The organism is Ruegeria sediminis, assembly GCF_005938215.1.
Classification (GTDB): Bacteria; Pseudomonadota; Alphaproteobacteria; order Rhodobacterales; family Rhodobacteraceae; genus Ruegeria; species Ruegeria sediminis.
In genome coordinates this window covers 98,503-112,935 of the sequence record NZ_VCPD01000004.1, presented here as the reverse complement: position 1 = coordinate 112,935, position 14,433 = coordinate 98,503, and the positions used below count along the sequence as shown (strand labels likewise).

The 14,433-nt window shown below is 68.8% G+C and carries 14 protein-coding genes; 5 read left to right on the top strand and 9 right to left on the bottom strand.

The features are described from left to right. Nucleotides 1-4 precede the first annotated feature (4 nt). From FGK63_RS12100 to FGK63_RS12060, 9 genes are all read right to left on the bottom strand, one after another. Entirely contained in the window at nt 5-742 is a 738-nt protein-coding gene (locus tag FGK63_RS12100; RefSeq protein WP_138842558.1) for a maleate cis-trans isomerase family protein, read from the bottom strand. Further along, a complete protein-coding gene (locus FGK63_RS12095; RefSeq protein WP_138842556.1) occupies nt 739-1,806 on the bottom strand; it encodes a pyridoxal phosphate-dependent aminotransferase in 1,068 nt (355 codons plus the stop codon). Before FGK63_RS12095 ends, FGK63_RS12100 begins: the two co-directional genes overlap by 4 nt. Next, nucleotides 1,803-3,452, bottom strand: a complete 1,650-nt coding sequence (locus tag FGK63_RS12090; protein ID WP_138842554.1) for a hydantoinase B/oxoprolinase family protein — start codon at nt 3,450-3,452, stop codon at nt 1,803-1,805. The genes FGK63_RS12095 and FGK63_RS12090 overlap by 4 nt, the downstream gene beginning before the upstream one ends. Next, nucleotides 3,449-5,551 (bottom strand): hydantoinase/oxoprolinase family protein, encoded by a 2,103-nt coding sequence (locus FGK63_RS12085; protein WP_138842552.1) that lies wholly within the window; start codon nt 5,549-5,551, stop codon nt 3,449-3,451. Before FGK63_RS12085 ends, FGK63_RS12090 begins: the two co-directional genes overlap by 4 nt. Before the next feature lie 226 nt (nt 5,552-5,777). Continuing rightward, nucleotides 5,778-7,664 (bottom strand): hypothetical protein, encoded by a 1,887-nt coding sequence (locus tag FGK63_RS12080; RefSeq protein ID WP_138842550.1) that lies wholly within the window; start codon nt 7,662-7,664, stop codon nt 5,778-5,780. Further along, entirely contained in the window at nt 7,661-8,530 is an 870-nt protein-coding gene (gene motA / locus FGK63_RS12075; protein ID WP_138842548.1) for a flagellar motor stator protein MotA, read from the bottom strand. Before motA ends, FGK63_RS12080 begins: the two co-directional genes overlap by 4 nt. A gap of 42 nt (nt 8,531-8,572) precedes the next feature. Continuing rightward, nucleotides 8,573-9,172 (bottom strand): MotE family protein, encoded by a 600-nt coding sequence (locus FGK63_RS12070; protein ID WP_246044020.1) that lies wholly within the window; start codon nt 9,170-9,172, stop codon nt 8,573-8,575. After that, nucleotides 9,172-9,564, bottom strand: a complete 393-nt coding sequence (locus FGK63_RS12065) for a hypothetical protein (RefSeq protein WP_138842546.1) — start codon at nt 9,562-9,564, stop codon at nt 9,172-9,174. The genes FGK63_RS12070 and FGK63_RS12065 overlap by 1 nt, the downstream gene beginning before the upstream one ends. A 9-nt stretch (nt 9,565-9,573) precedes the next feature. Next, a complete protein-coding gene (locus FGK63_RS12060; RefSeq protein ID WP_138842543.1) occupies nt 9,574-10,056 on the bottom strand; it encodes a flagellar basal body-associated FliL family protein in 483 nt (160 codons plus the stop codon). Between the two features lie 117 nt (nt 10,057-10,173). Between FGK63_RS12060 and fliF the strand changes: the two genes are divergently transcribed. The 5 genes from fliF (at nt 10,174) to FGK63_RS12035 (ending at nt 14,432) form a co-directional block, all read left to right on the top strand. Next, complete coding sequence (fliF, locus tag FGK63_RS12055; protein WP_138842541.1) at nt 10,174-11,787, top strand: flagellar basal-body MS-ring/collar protein FliF; 1,614 nt, start codon at nt 10,174-10,176, stop codon at nt 11,785-11,787. Next, complete coding sequence (locus tag FGK63_RS12050; RefSeq protein ID WP_138842539.1) at nt 11,784-12,383, top strand: FliH/SctL family protein; 600 nt, start codon at nt 11,784-11,786, stop codon at nt 12,381-12,383. Before fliF ends, FGK63_RS12050 begins: the two co-directional genes overlap by 4 nt. Continuing rightward, nucleotides 12,376-12,663: a FliM/FliN family flagellar motor switch protein gene (locus FGK63_RS12045; RefSeq protein ID WP_138842537.1), complete on the top strand. Its 288-nt coding sequence runs from the start codon at nt 12,376-12,378 to the stop codon at nt 12,661-12,663. The genes FGK63_RS12050 and FGK63_RS12045 overlap by 8 nt, the downstream gene beginning before the upstream one ends. Next, on the top strand, nt 12,663-13,400 hold the full coding sequence (gene fliP, locus FGK63_RS12040; RefSeq protein ID WP_138842535.1) for a flagellar type III secretion system pore protein FliP: 738 nt from the start codon (nt 12,663-12,665) through the stop codon (nt 13,398-13,400). Before FGK63_RS12045 ends, fliP begins: the two co-directional genes overlap by 1 nt. A 144-nt stretch (nt 13,401-13,544) precedes the next feature. Further along, a complete protein-coding gene (locus tag FGK63_RS12035; RefSeq protein ID WP_138842533.1) occupies nt 13,545-14,432 on the top strand; it encodes a glucokinase in 888 nt (295 codons plus the stop codon). Nucleotide 14,433 lies beyond the last annotated feature (1 nt).

Sequence of the window (14,433 nt, the reverse complement as noted above, 5' to 3'; positions counted from 1 at the left end):
CCGGTTATAGACGATCGAACAGGCGGCCGGGCAAGCGATCGTGGCGCGGCAGGTTCAGCGCCCGCATCAGGCAGAACATCATCGCCTGGTTCGAGGTCACGACCGGCTTGCCCAGCGCCGCTTCGATCCGCCCGACCGCTTCGACCGAGCGCATGTCGGTGCAGCTCAGCACGATGGCCTGCGCGGTCGGGTGATCCGCCCGGCAGGCGAGGTCGAACACCTCGTCCGGCGTCAGTTCGCCCTGGCCGTAATTGCCCAGTTCGCGGCCGATATCGGCGCGGGCCACGGTCTCGACGACGTTCCGGGCCAGAAACTCCACCGCCTGATCGTTGATCTCGCCGACATAGGGCGACGAGAACCCCACCCTGGTCGCTTCCAGGGCGTGGATCGCGGCCACCAGCGACCCGGCGGCGGTCAGCGACAGCGCACCCGACCCGGCCTTGATCCGCGCGGCCAGATCGGCGTCGAAGGCGGGTCCGTGCGTCAGCGTGGCCGAGGTGCAGCCGTACAGAACGGCCGCCGGCCGCACGCCCGCGATCATGCGCAGGTCATGGCCGATGTCCGCGGCGCCCAGCCCCGCCATCTGCTCGGCCCCGGGGATCTCGTCCACGTCATAGCCGCCGAGGCGCTGGAAATGCAGCGTGGTGCCGGGCGGGCGCATCAGTTCAAGGTCGGGTTCCAGGTTGGTGTTGGTAAAGGGCACCAGAACGCCGATCCTGGCGAGGGTTCGGGGCGCGGTCATCGCTGCACTCCTTTCAGAACGTCATGGGCGCGGTCCATGATCTGCCCGGCGCAGATCGTGGCACGCAGGCAATCGGGCAGGCCGTAGCCGCCCATGCCGCGCATCAGCAGGTGCTCGGCCCGCAATGCCGCATCGGCGCGGCGCGCGACCTCGGCCGAGGCAAAGCGCAGCAGCACGAAATTGGTGTGCGCGGCCGGCACCTCCAGCCCGAGAACACGCATTTGCGCAGCGAACCGGTCGCGGATCTCGGCGGTTCGGGCGACGGTGCCGCGCATGTGGTCCTGATCACGCATCGCCGCCGCGGCGGCGGCCTGCGAGGCGGCGGCGATATTGTTGGGGTTCAGCAGTTTCCGCACCTGCCCCGCGACATCCGGAGGGAAATACCCCCAACCCGCCCGCGCCCCGGCCAGGCCATAGGCCTTGGAGAATGTGCGCAGGATCACCGTGTCGCCGCGTTCGGCCAGCGCGAAGATCTCGGAGGGCGGCTCCAGCGCGTCGGAAAACTCGGCATAGGCCTGATCGACGACCAGCAGCACCGTCCCGGGCAGCGCGTTGCGCAGGCGCAGGATCTCGGAATTGGGAATCAGGGTGCCGGTCGGGTTGCCGGGGTTGCACAGGAACACGATCCGCGTGTCCGGGCGCATAGCCGACAGGATGTTGTCGACCGAAACGGTCAGCTCGGCTTCGGGGGCGGCATGGTATTCCGCCCGCGCCTGTGCGGCCGCCGTGCGGGCGAAGGCATAGCCGAATTCAGTCCCTAACACGGAAGATTCCGGGCCTGCATAGGCGTGGATCAGGCAGCCGATCAGCTCCATCGACCCGGCGCCGCACAGGATGCGCGCCGGATCGACGCGATGGACATCCGCTATGGCGGCGCGCAGGTCGCTCCAGTCCGGATCGGGGTACAAAGCCAGGTTCGCCTGCGCGGCCTGCGCCGCCGCAACCGCCGCGGGGCTTGGCGCAAAGGCGCTTTCGTTCTGCGCCAGCGAGACGGTCCGCGGGCCGCCTAGATCGGCCAGCGCATAAGGCGACATGGCGGCGATATGGGGCAGGGGCGGGATCATGGCGCGGCCCGGTACGGCCCGGCCCCGTCCTCGGTGACGAGGCCGCGTTCCAGGTCCAGCGCCAGCGCCCGCGGGTCCCGTTCCCCGGGTGGTCCGAAACCGCCGCCGCCCGGTGTCTCAAAGATCAGCCGGTCGCCGGGTTCCACCCGCAGCTCTCCCTTGCCGGGGATGTCGCCTTGCCGTCCCGCGATGCGGATCCGGCCCGGCGCGCCGGGCAGGCCGCCGGCCCGACCGAGGGCGGGAAACTTCAGCCGCTCCACCGACAGGAACACCAGGAAGGGCGCATCGTTTGCCGAGGTCATCTCGATCCGCTGCCCCAGCCCGCCGCGATACCGGCCCGCGCCCCCGGAATCGGGGCGCAGCTCTCGCCTCCAGATGGTCACAGGGGCCACGCTTTCGGTGATCTCGACCTGGCTGCCGTAGACGCCCGACGGGTAGGCTGTGGCGGACAGGCCGTCGGCATGGGGTCGCGCGCCGGTGCCGCCATTGTGCACCGGCTCGATGGCGAAGGCGCGCCCGCCCCGCGCCGCCACCTCGGGCGCGTGGCGCATCGGCAGGTCGAACATGCAGGACGCGCCCTCGGCTGGAACCTTGTCGGGCAGCGCCTGATGCAGGCAGCCCAGCACCAGGTCCGGCGTCACCTGTCCCAGCGTATGCCGCATCGCCACCGGCACCGGGCGCTGCGCGTTCAGGATGCAGCCCGGCGGGCCGTCCACGGTGAACGGCTCCAGCGACCCGGCATTGTTGGGAATGTCGGGCCCGACGATGCAGCGCAGGGCAAAGACGGTGTAGGCGGTGGCATAGTTGAGCGGCACGTTGATGCCCTTGCGCGAACAGCCCGAAGTGCCGGTGAAATCGACATGCATGCCGGTGCCGGTCACGGTCAGCGCCGCATGAAGCTCAAGCTCGGCCTCGTAGCCGTCCATCCTCAGCATGTTCCGGTAGGTGCCGGGCGGCACCTCGGCGATGGCCGCCAGCGTACCCCGGCGCGACGTGTCGATGATGTAGCGGCCCAGCTCGTCCAGATCGTCGAGACCGAACTCCTCCATCATGCCGGTCAGGCGTTTCACCCCGGCCTCGCAGCAGGCGATCAGGGCGTAGATGTCGCCCTCGTTGGCGATCGGCTCGCGCGAATTGGCGCGGACGATGTCCATCAGCAGCCCGTTCAGCTCGCCCCGATCGACCAGCTTGCAGGGCGGAATCAGCAGCCCTTCGTCATAGATGTCCGATCCCTCGGGGCCCATTCCCAGACCGCCCAGATCGACCAGATGCGAGGTGCAGGCGGTGAAGCCCACCACCTTGCCGCGGTGAAAGGCCGGCATCATCAGCAGGAAATCGTTCAGATGCCCCGAGGCCAGCCAGGGATCGTTGGTCATGTAGATGTCGCCCGGCTTCATGTCCTGTACAGGAAAGCGTTCCCGCAGGTGCATGACCGCCGCGGCCATCGTGTTGATATGGCCCGGCGTGCCGGTCACCGCCTGCGCCAGCATCCGGCCTTCGGCGTCGAAGATGCCGGCCGAGATGTCGCCGCATTCCCGCACGATCGGCGAGAAGGCGGCGCGGATCAGGGTCTGGCCCTGCTCCTCGACAACGGCCAAAAGGCGGTTCCACATCACTTGCAGGCGGGCAGGGGAAAGACTGGTCATTGCACCGCTCCCATCGCTGTGCGGGTCAGGATCAGGTTGCCGATGCCGTCGACCTCGGCGCTGAAATCCGCCGAAATCAGCGTCGTCGTCTGCGGTTCGGTGATCAGGGCCGGCCCGTCGATCCGGTCTCCGGGCGACAGGTTCTCGCGCAGGTAGAGACCGGCCTGCACCGTGCGCCCGTCCAGATCGCAGATGATCGGCCGGTGTTCCGCCGGAGTTGCGGGCCTGCCCTGCGCGGTGTCCGGCAGCCTTGGCGCCGGCAGGTCAGGCGTCGCGACGCGCACCGCCCAGTTCAGGATCTCGATCTGCATCCCCGGCACGGGGCGCGAGAACTGGCGGCGGTATTCCTCCTCGAACGCCGTTCGCAGCGGTTCGATGTCGTCCACGGTCAGCGGCCTGTCGGGCAGGCCGATTTCGATCTCGTGCCCCTGCCCGTGATAGCGCATGAAGGCGCTGCGCCGGGTCAGGGTTGCCGCGCCGCCCGACCCCTGGGCCACGACCGCCGCCGCCTCTTCGATCATGGCGGCGAACACCGCGTTCACCGCGTCCAGGTCGAGCCGGTCGAGCAGGCTGTAGCGGCTGCGGATGACCTCGAAACTCACCGGCGCGAACAGGAAGCCGACGGCCGAGCCGACGCCCGGGTTCGGCGGGATAACGATCCGGTTCACCCCGGCGGCCCGCGCCACCCGGGTCGCGTGCAAGGGGCCGTTGCCGCCAAAGGCGATCATCGTCCGCGCGCCCAGATCCTTGCCCGATTCCACCGCGTGCATCCGGCCCGCGCTGGCCATGTTCTCGTCCACGATCCGGCTGACGCCATCGGCGGCCTCGGTCCCGCATATCGCAAGCCCGCCGCCGATTGCCTTTGTTAGAGCCTTTTCCGCCGCATCGCGGGCGATGCGGATAAAACCTTCGGCGAACCGGTCGGGCTGAATGTAGCCCAGCGCGATGTCGCTGTCGGTGACCGTCGGCTCGCTCCCGCCGCGGCCAAAGGCGACCGGCCCGGGTTCCGAGCCCGCGCTTCTGGGCCCCACCGTCAGGCGCCCCAGCCGGTCCACCGCGGCGATCGATCCTCCGCCCGCGCCGATCTCGATCATCTCGATCACCGGGATCCGCACCGGCATCCCCGACCCCTTGATGAAGCGCGCCGCCCGCGCGATCTCGAACTGCCGGGCGGTCTGCGGGCGCGCCCTGTCGATCAGGCAGAGCTTGGCGGTGGTGCCGCCCATGTCGAAGGATACGACCTGTTCCAGCCCGGCCTGCGCGGCGATCCGGGCCGCCAGGATGGCGCCGCCTGCGGGACCGGATTCCACCAGCCGGACGGGGAACCGCTTGGCGCTGTCGATGGAACACATGCCGCCGCCCGCGGTCATCATCAGGATCGGGCAGGCGACGCCCGCGTCGCGAAAGCTCTGGGCGAAGCGAGTCAGGTACCCTTGCATCAGCGGCTGGATATAGGCGTTGGCAACCGTCGTGCAAAGCCGGTCGAACTCGCGCGCTTCGGGGCTGACCTCGCTGGAAATCGACAGTTTCAGCCCCGGACACCGGTCCGACAGGGCGTCGCGCAGCCGCCTTTCATGCGCCGGGTTCGCATAGGCGTGTAGCAGGCAGATCGCGACGGCCTCGGCGCGGCTGGTCTCGATCTCCGCCGCCAGCCGGTCGATGGCCGCGTCATCGAGGGGGATCAGAACCTCGCCCTCGGACGACATCCTTTCGCGGATGGTCAGGGCCCTTTCGCGCGGCACCAGCAGGTCGGGCTTTTCCAGGTTGATGTCGTATTGCGCGTATCGCCGTTCATAGGCGATTTCCAGGATGTCGCGGAAACCTTCGGTCGTGACCGTGACGACGTGCGCGCCGCGCCGCTCGATCAGGGCATTCGTCGCCAGGGTGGTGCCGTGGATGAAGCCCGCCACCTGCTCCGCCCGGCGACCCGATTGCGCCAGAACCCGCTGGACGCCCTCCATCGCGCCCTCGGCCGGATTGCCGTGGGTCGTGAGCGTCTTGGTCGAGGCCAGAATGTTCGCGGTTCCCTCCACCAGAACCGTATCGGTGAATGTGCCGCCGATATCGACGGCCAGGCGCAGCGCAGGTGTTGGTGTCATGTGAGGTTCCGAAGGTTGCGTTTTGGGAAGGCAGCGGGTCAGTCACCCGCTTGCAACGCAACCAGATCGGCGCCGGTCGCCCGGCGGAGCAGCGATTTCGGAACGATCCCTCTCATGGCGCAAGCGTCGCACCGCGCCGGGCCGCCATCTGTCCCGGGGGCGACATTTCGGCACGAAACCGACGCGTTGATCCCGCCGCAGACGCGGTTTTCCGCATCCGGCGGCGTCATGACCCGTCAGCCGGCGGCGTTTCCTGCGCCAAGGCCCCCAGCAGTTCGGCGATGGTTTCGCGTACCCGGCCGCTGTCGGCCAGCAGGTTCCCGGCATCCGCCAGGGGCGTCGCCGGGCTGCGCTCGGGCTCCGCCGCCAGGTCGCGGCTGAGGCGTGAAACCGTGCCGTATCGGCCACTCGCGATTTCGGCTGCCTCCTCCCACGCCTCCGCCAGCCACAGATGCCGCGCGGCCGCCTCCGGCTCGCCCGCCTCGAGCAGCAATTCCGCCGCCGCCCGATGCTCGCCGGTCGCGGATGTGGCCTCGGCGCGCAGGCGAAGCGCCTCGGCGCCGTCCTCGGCTTCGAGTTCGAGCAGCGCCAGATGCGGCCGCCCCGCCGCCAGCGCCGCCCGGGCGCGGGCCAGCATTGCCGCCTGCCGCGGGTATCGGCCGCTGGAGCGATCGACAAGGGACAACGCGGATGACGGAAACCCGAGCGCGATCATCCGTTCGGAGATTGTGACCGCGGTTTTCGGGGACAGCGCCGCCACCTGTTCCGCATCGAACCCCGTGGCATGGCTCAGGAAGGTGACGTCGTCGGCCCGTTCCGCCAGCAGCATCGCCACGCGGTCCTGGGTTTTCGCCCATTCTCCATCGGGCTCGCCCGCTTTGTGGCGCGCCAGCAAGTCCCGCGCCCGGTCGAACTCCAGGTTCAGCGCCAGCGCCAGCGCATGAGCCAGCGCCAGCATCGGGCCGATTTCCGAGCGGCGGTATTCCAGGGCGAAACCAGCAGCCAGTTCCATCTCGGCCTCGGTCATCGTGCCGCGTTCGGACCAGCGCCGGCCGATCAGCCGGGCCAGGGCAAGGGGCGCCTTGGCCGAGGCGTCCTGCGACGTCACCACCTCCGTCAGCCGGTTTTCGTCCGCTTCGGCGTCGTCTGCCGCCGCGGCCAGGCCCGCCTCGGCCAGGGCAACGTCGGCGCGCGTTTCGAACCCGCTGCGCGCGACCGAGCGCAGGATCCGACGCGCCGCTTCAAGGTGGCCGGCCTCGGTCATCCGTTCCGACAAGGTCGGACCGAAATGCCCCCTCAGATGATCGGGCAGCCGGGCGAAGGCTTGTTCGATGGGACCGGTTTCGGCAACGCCGTCCAGCCTGGCTTCCGCCAGCACGGCCCAGAGCGCGGCATCGCCGTCGCAGGTCTGCATGCCGGCAAAGGCCGTTCCGTCCTGTCGGCCCTCGCCTTCCATCGCCGCCGCGATCGCCTTGACCACAGGCGCTTCGCCGGGCGGCGGATCGATGAAGGCCAGAACCTGCATCGCTTCGGCGCCAAAACCGAAATAGGCATAGGTTTTGGCCAGTTTCAGAGCCTGATTCCGGTCGAGGCGGTCGAATTCCAGGAACATGCCCCGCCGCGCGGTTGCAACCTGTTCGGCAAAAGGGGCGCCGTCGGACCAGGCCGCGAAACCCAGCGCCGCGTCCGTGATGCAGGGCGGCGGCCCCTGCAGGGGCGTGTTCGCGGCACCCGCATCGAGGGCCCGGTCAAGAACGGTTCCCACGGCGATGTCCACCACGATCATGGTGCGGTCATGCAGGAACCCGGTCGCGGCGCAGTCGCAGGAAAACGCCATCTCCAGCGCGGCGCCGGGGCTTTCCTGCCGCAGAGACCCCAGGCGGCCGCGCGACAGACGGTCATGCACGCCATCGGTGACGAAAACCGTGTTCTCCAGCCCGACGGCCAGCCGTGCGCCACGCGGGCGGGGCGTCAATTGCCATTCCGTCCCGGCCGGAACCCGGAACACCAGCCGGGTGAAACCGGCATGTTCGCCCGACCGCACCCGGATCTCCTGCGCGGTTGCCGGACCGGCCAGCAGAAGCAGAACGGATGCCGCCAGCCTGCCGATCATGCCGCCGCCTGCCTGAGTTCCTTGAGGGCGCTTTCCAGTTCCGTGAATCCGGGGCGGTTGTGCGCAGGCGTGTTCTGCCGGCCGACCTCGATGCACATGGCGGCGTTGTGGTTGTGCAGGTTGGCGACCAGAACCTCCTTGATGAGCTGGTAGAAATGGTCGTCCTCCTCGACCACGGCCTTCAGCTTGCCGGCGAAGGGTCCGACCAGGCCATAGGCGAGAAACACGCCGAGAAACGTTCCGACCAGCGCCCCGCCGATGAGTTTTCCTAGGATTTCAGGCGGCTGATCGATCGACCCCATGGTCTTGATCACGCCCAGCACGGCGGCGACGATCCCCAGCGCCGGCAGCCCGTCGGCTGCCGTCTGGAGCGCGTGACTCGAATGCATCGCCCGCCGGAAATGCGCTTCCATCCGTTTTTCCAGCACCACCTCGACCTGGTGCGGATCGTCGTAATTCATCGCGGCGGCGCGCATGGTGTCGCAGATCAGTTCGACCGCCTCGCGGTCGGCCTGGATCCGCGGGTAGCGCGAGAAAAGCGGCGAATTCGCCGGATCCTCGATATGTGGTTCGACCTCGACCGGGTTGGCGCGGGCGATGCGGATCAGCGAGAACAGCAGGCACAACAGGTCCCGGTAGTCCTCGGGTTTCCATTTCGGCCCCTTGAAGACCTTGCCGATATCCTTGAGCGTATGCTTGACGCTGCCCATGTCGTTGCTGATCAGAAACGCGCCCAGCGCCGCGCCGCCGATCATCATCAACTCGAAAGGCAGCGAATTCAGGATGATCGCCATCTTGCCGCCTGCCGCCAGATAGCCGCCGAAGACCATTGCGAAAATGACGACGATTCCGATGATCCCGATCATGTCCGTTCTCCGGCAAAGCTGACTGCTGGCATCGCCAAGACCCTACTCTTTTGGCGCCGAAGCGTTGCGGCCGGCCAGCACAACGCTGATCGTATAGGCCGCCTGCGGGCTCAGCCCGGCCATGACGCCCGCCGCCGCTTCGGGCGGCATGCGGGCCAGGAACCCGGCGGCGAAACTGGGATCCATTTCCTCGAACAGGGCCGCGGCCTCTTTCGGCTTCATGGTCTCGTAGACATCCGTCAGGCGCGCGAGGTCGTTCTCGGCCGCGACATCGGCCAGGGCCAACGTGGACCTCAGCGCCTCTTCCGCCGCCACCAGCGCCGACAGCCGGCCTTCGATGGCCCGGTCGGCGATCTGAAGCGCCTTCATACGTTCCTCCAGGTCCGTCTCCTGGCGTTTGACGGCGACTTCGCGCCGCAAAAGGTCCTGCAGCAAACGGTTCAGATCCGCGTTCTGCGACGCGGGGGGCGCGCTTGCGCCGGCGCCCTCATCCGTGCCGGGTTCCGACGCGTCGCGGGCAAAGGCGGGTCCGGCCTGCACCCCGACACGGATGAGGGCCGAACCGATCATGAGCGCGGCGATCACAAGCAGCGCCCCGCCGCGCGTCCGCGGCGACGGGTCGGATTTGCCGGAAACTTCCATCACCCTGCCTCGCCCTGTCCGTGGTCGTGCCGGAAGAACAGCGGGCCGCCGGCGGTTGCCGTTTCCTGATCCTCCGGGGGTTGCCCGGGCGCTTCCTGCGGGCCGTTCGGCAGCACGTCGTGCATCGAGGCCATGATCAGCTCCAGCCGGTGGGCGACGGTTTCGGCGCGTCCGGTCAGGCTTTCCAGGGCCGAGGTCGACTGGTCGGAAACCTGCCGCGCCGTGGCCAGCGACTTGTCGAGCTCGTCCACCTGCGACGACAGCACCGCCACCGCCCCGCCAACCCCCTTTTCCAGATCGGTGAACCGCCTCAGCCGCCGCGCCAGCACGAAACAGTAAAGCCCCGCCCCCGAAGCGCCCGCGACCAGAAGAATATCCGCGATGAGTTCCAAGCCCGTCTCCTAGTTCAGCACGAATTCCATCACCAGAACGTCGCGGACCCTGCCTTCGCCCAGAACGATGCCGATCCGGCGCAGCATGTGCCCGCGCAGCCGGGTCAGGGCGAGCGGGTCCCGCAGATCGGCCGGTTCGATCGCTCTGAGATAGCCGTTCAGCACGTCCATGATCCGGGGGCGCATCCTTTCCACCTCCGCCGCATGGTGTTCGTCGACTTCGAGCTGGGCATGAAATCTCAGGTGCCGGTCCTCGCCGCCCGAGTTCACGGTGACGATGATGGGCGCCAGGTCCACGAAAGCCACGGCGGGAAGGGTCGCGCCCGGCGGCGCATCGGGCGACGCGGCCCGGTCGCCGAAGGGAATCATGCCCGAGGTCGCCAGGACATAGCCGCCCGCCGCCCCGGCCAGCGCCAGCACCAGCCCCACGATCAGTCCCGCCTTGCCGGATTTGCTTCCGGGTTCGTCCGCCTGGGCGGTCGCGTCGGTCATGTCACCCTCCTTGTCTGTTCGGCCGATTCATAACCCCGCAGGAGCTAACCGATTGTTAAGCGCCATCGTTCAAACAGGGGGCAGGCCGCGCAGAATGCCGGCGGGACGGAGGTGCAGGTGCAGCAGATCAGGACTGTCTGGGCGGGTTTGGACAGGCGCAAGCGGATCACGGCGGCAGGCACTGCGCTGGCGGTGTTCCTGGGCATCCTGGCGATGTCGCGCCTGGCGACGGCGCCTTCGATGACGCTGCTCTATGCCGGGCTGGAAAACGGCGCGGCCGGCGACATCGTGAGCGCGCTGGACCAGCGCGGCGTGCCCTACGAGGTGCGCGGCGGCTCGATCTACGTGCCGGGGGCCAAACGGGACGAGTTGCGCATGACCCTGGCGAGCGAGGGCCTGCCGGCGAACGGCACGAAAGGGTACGAACTTCTCGATTCGCTCAGCGGATTCGGCACCACGTCGCAGATGTTCGACGCCGCCTATTGGCGCGCCAAGGAAGGGGAACTTGCGCGCACGATCGTCGGCAGCCCGCATGTCAGCCAGGCGCGGGTGCATATCGCGAACGGCACCGCCCATGCGTTCCAGCGCGCCGGGACCCCGACCGCCTCGGTCTATGTCGTGCCGGCGGGCGGGCAGATCACGCCGGCGCAGGCCAACGCGATCCGCTACCTGGTCGCCTCGGCGGTCAGCGGCCTGAAACCGGACAACGTCACGGTGATCGATTCGAACGGCGCCGTCATCGGCGCCCAGGATCCGGCGGCGGGCGGCACCGACGACCAGGCGCAGCGGATCCGGGAGCGGGTTCTGCGCCTGGTGGAGGCGCGGGTAGGGCCCGGCAACGCGGTGGTCGAGGTCAGCGTCGATACGGTCACCGAAACCGAATCGATCCGCGAGCGGCGCATCGACCCCGACACCCGCGTCGCCATCAGCACGGATGTCGAGGAGCGGTCGGACAGTTCCCGCAACCAATCCTCCGAAGTCACCGTGGCGTCAAACCTTCCGGACGGCGACGCGGCAGGCGGCGACCAGTCCAATTCCACCGCCAGCCAGACCCGTGAACGCGTGAACTACGAGGTCTCGGAAACCGAGCTTGAGGTGCACCGGGCGCCGGGGGCGATCCGGCGCCTGACCGTCGCGGTGCTGGTAAATGGCATCCGGAAACCAAATGAGGCCGGGGCGGATGTGTTCGAGCCCCTGCCGCAGGCGGAACTCGACGCGCTGGGCGAACTGGTGGCCTCGGCGGTCGGTTTCGACGCCGAGCGCGGGGATGTCATCACCCTGAAGTCGCTCAAACTGCCGGCACACCAGCCGCAGGGCACCCTGGCGGCGGCGTCGATCTGGCACAAGCTGCCCCTCGACATGATGTCGCTCATCCAGATGGCGACGCTGGCAATTGTGACTCTGTTTCTGGGGATTTTCGTGATTCGGCCGATCCTGACCAATCCGGGGGCCGCGCGCGCCCTGCCGCCGCCCGCGGGACGCAAAGGCGCCGAGGCGCGGGCCGGATCCCCGGTCCTGATCGGGGAGATCGCGCCGGAAGACGCGCAGGGTCAAGTGGCGGCGTCCGACGGGCCGGGGCGGACCGCCGGGCAACGCGCGCTGCCGGCCCTTGCGGCGACCGGGTCCGGCAATGCCGTGGACAGGCTGCGGGCGATGATCGGCGACAGGCAGGAAGAGACCGTCGAGATCCTGCGCAGCTGGCTGGAAGAGAGCGAGGAGAAGGCCCGATGACAATCGCGCATCTCCTTGAGCGGTTCGACGCCGACCCGCCCGCAGGCGGCACGATGCACCTGATGCGCGAGGACGCCCTTGAGGAGGAGCGGCTGGCCGCGTTCGAAAAGGGATATGCCGCCGGGTGGGAGGACGCCCTGAGCGCGCAGGAAGAAAACCGGGGCCAGTTCGTGGCGGCCCTTTCCAGGAACCTCGCGGATCTCTCCTTCACCTATCACGAGGCTCTGGCCCGGATGACGCTGTCGCTTGAGCCGATGTTCCAAAGCCTCGTCCGGACGGTGCTGCCGCAAACGATGGCGCAGGGCTTCGGCCGGCATGTCGTCGAACAGCTGCAGGCCATGGCCGAGGACCAGATGGCCCAGCCCATCGAACTGGCCGTGCCGCCGGGGGCGAGCGCGGAACTCGGGCCGCTGCTGGAGCGGGAGTTTCCGGCGCCGCTGCGGCTGGCGGAGGACCGGGCGCTGCTGCCAGGCCAGGCCCGCCTGCGGGTGGGCGCCGCCGAGCGCGAGCTGGACTGCAGGGCTTTGCTGGCCTCGATCGAACAGGCGATGGAGGCGTTCATCTATCAGGCAAGACAGGGATCGTCGCATGAGTGAAACCGGGAAACCCAATGGCGAAAGGCCGAACCCCTTCGACGCGGTTCCGATCGAGGTCACGGTCTGCGTGGGCCGCGCCCGCCCGCTGATCCGCGACCTTTTGAGCCTGGGCGAAAATGCGGTGCTGACGCTCGACAGGCGGATCGAGGATCCGGTCGATCTCTATGTCGGGGACCAGCTGGTGGCGCGCGGGCAGCTGGAGGAGCTTGGCGGCGACCAACCCGGGCAGCTGGCCGTGCGCCTGACCGAAATCACCGATCTCAAGGGCGGCATCGGCTGATGCGCGCCTTCGCCTGGGCCCTCGCCGCGGCGCTTGCCGCCGGCCTGTTGCCGTCGGGCGCCGGCGCGCAGGAGCTTTCGCTGTCGCTGGGCGAGGGCGGATCGCTGTCGGCGCGGTCGATCCAGCTGATCCTGCTGATCACGGTCCTGAGCCTTGCGCCCGGGATCGCCATCATGATCACCTGTTTCCCGTTCCTGGTCACCGTGCTGGCGATCCTGCGGCAGGGCATCGGCCTGCAGCAGTCGCCGCCGAACATGCTGATCGTGAGCCTTGCCCTGTTCCTCACCTATTTCATCATGGAGCCGGTCTTTGCCGAGGCCTGGGCAACCGGCATCCGCCCGATGCTGGATGAAACGCTGGCGGTGGAGCCGGCGATGGACCTTGCGATGCGCCCGTTCCGCGCCTTCATGGCGGCCCGGGTCGATCCCGACACCTTTCTTGCGATGGCCGATCTGCGCCCGGATGCGGGCATCGCCGGCCTGTCGCCCGACGCCCCGCTGTCGGTGCTGGTGCCCTCGTTCATGCTGTCGGAAATCGCGCGCGCCTTCCAGATCGGCTTTCTGATCTTCCTGCCGTTCCTGATCATCGACCTCGTGGTGGCGGCGATCCTGATGTCGATGGGCATGATGATGGTGCCGCCCGCAACGGTGGCCTTGCCGTTCAAGCTGGCCTTCTTCGTCCTCGCCGACGGGTGGTCGCTGATCGCGGGCGCGCTGGTGCGCAGCTATGCCGGCTGAATTTCCGGCGGCCCGCCGGTCGCGGCGCCGAAAACCCGCCGCCGATCGCCGCCCGCACCTCGCCGCCGCCCGGCGCCCGCGCCTTGCCTTCCCCGAGGGCAGGGTGTCCTATGCCCGGGCGGGCAAGCGAGGGGATGAATCAGGATGCGGCTGGTCGCGGATCTCGGCGGCACGAACCTGCGGTTCGGCGTGGTTCCCGGGGGGCAGGTACTCCCCGACAGGGTTGCGACGTTCCGGAATGACGACTTCACCGGCTTCATGCCCGCGCTGGAACATTATTGGACCGGAATCGGTCACCCCGATGTATCCGAGGCCGTCATCGCCGTTGCGGGCCCGGTGTCCGGCAGCCGCGCCCGCCTGACCAACCGCGACTGGCAGGTTGACGCCGCCGGGATCGCAAAAACGCTGGGCGGCGCGACCGTCATGCTGATGAACGACCTCGGCGCGCTGGGCCATGCCGTGCCGCATCTGGGGGCAGGCGACGTCGCGACGATCGCTGCCCACGCGGTCGCGCCCGCCGGGTCGCGTCAGGCGCTGGTGATCGGCATCGGAACCGGGTTCAACGTGAGCCCCGTGCTGATGGCCGGCGACACCGTCCTCACGCCGGCGGCCGAATACGGCCACACCCCGCTTCCGGCCCTGATCGCCGACCGCCTGCGCGCCGACTTTCCCAAACTCGCCGCGATGGCGACGGTCGAGGACTGTTTCTCGGGCCGAGGTTTCGCGCGGATGCAGGACGCCTGGCACCGCCGCCGCGCAAGCGACGGCGACCCCTCCGGCTTTCGCGGCCACATTGCCGAATTGCTGGGACACCTTGCCCGCGACCTGTTCCTGACCTTCCTGCCGAACTCCGGCATCTACTTCGCCGGCAGCGTCGCGCGCGCGATCCTGCAGCCCCCAGCGCAGCCGCGTTTCGCGAAGGTCTTCACCCAGCCCTTTCCCCTGTCGGACGACCTCGGCGCGCCGGTTCACCTGATCCTGAACGACGACGCGGCCCTGCGCGGTTGCGCGGCCGTGCCGCCGGCAGGCTGAC

Coding starts and splice junctions, on each gene's coding strand:
- FGK63_RS12085 (WP_138842552.1), bottom strand. CDS start 5,551: ATGACACCAACACCTGCGCTGCGCCTGGCCGTCGATATCGGCGGCACA.
- FGK63_RS12080 (WP_138842550.1), bottom strand. CDS start 7,664: ATGATCGGCAGGCTGGCGGCATCCGTTCTGCTTCTGCTGGCCGGTCCG.
- FGK63_RS12070 (WP_246044020.1), bottom strand. CDS start 9,172: ATGGAAGTTTCCGGCAAATCCGACCCGTCGCCGCGGACGCGCGGCGGG.
- motA (WP_138842548.1), bottom strand. CDS start 8,530: ATGATCGGGATCATCGGAATCGTCGTCATTTTCGCAATGGTCTTCGGC.
- fliP (WP_138842535.1), top strand. CDS start 12,663: ATGCGCGCCTTCGCCTGGGCCCTCGCCGCGGCGCTTGCCGCCGGCCTG.
- FGK63_RS12060 (WP_138842543.1), bottom strand. CDS start 10,056: ATGACCGACGCGACCGCCCAGGCGGACGAACCCGGAAGCAAATCCGGC.
- FGK63_RS12035 (WP_138842533.1), top strand. CDS start 13,545: ATGCGGCTGGTCGCGGATCTCGGCGGCACGAACCTGCGGTTCGGCGTG.
- FGK63_RS12050 (WP_138842539.1), top strand. CDS start 11,784: ATGACAATCGCGCATCTCCTTGAGCGGTTCGACGCCGACCCGCCCGCA.
- FGK63_RS12045 (WP_138842537.1), top strand. CDS start 12,376: ATGAGTGAAACCGGGAAACCCAATGGCGAAAGGCCGAACCCCTTCGAC.
- FGK63_RS12090 (WP_138842554.1), bottom strand. CDS start 3,452: ATGACCAGTCTTTCCCCTGCCCGCCTGCAAGTGATGTGGAACCGCCTT.
- FGK63_RS12095 (WP_138842556.1), bottom strand. CDS start 1,806: ATGATCCCGCCCCTGCCCCATATCGCCGCCATGTCGCCTTATGCGCTG.
- FGK63_RS12100 (WP_138842558.1), bottom strand. CDS start 742: ATGACCGCGCCCCGAACCCTCGCCAGGATCGGCGTTCTGGTGCCCTTT.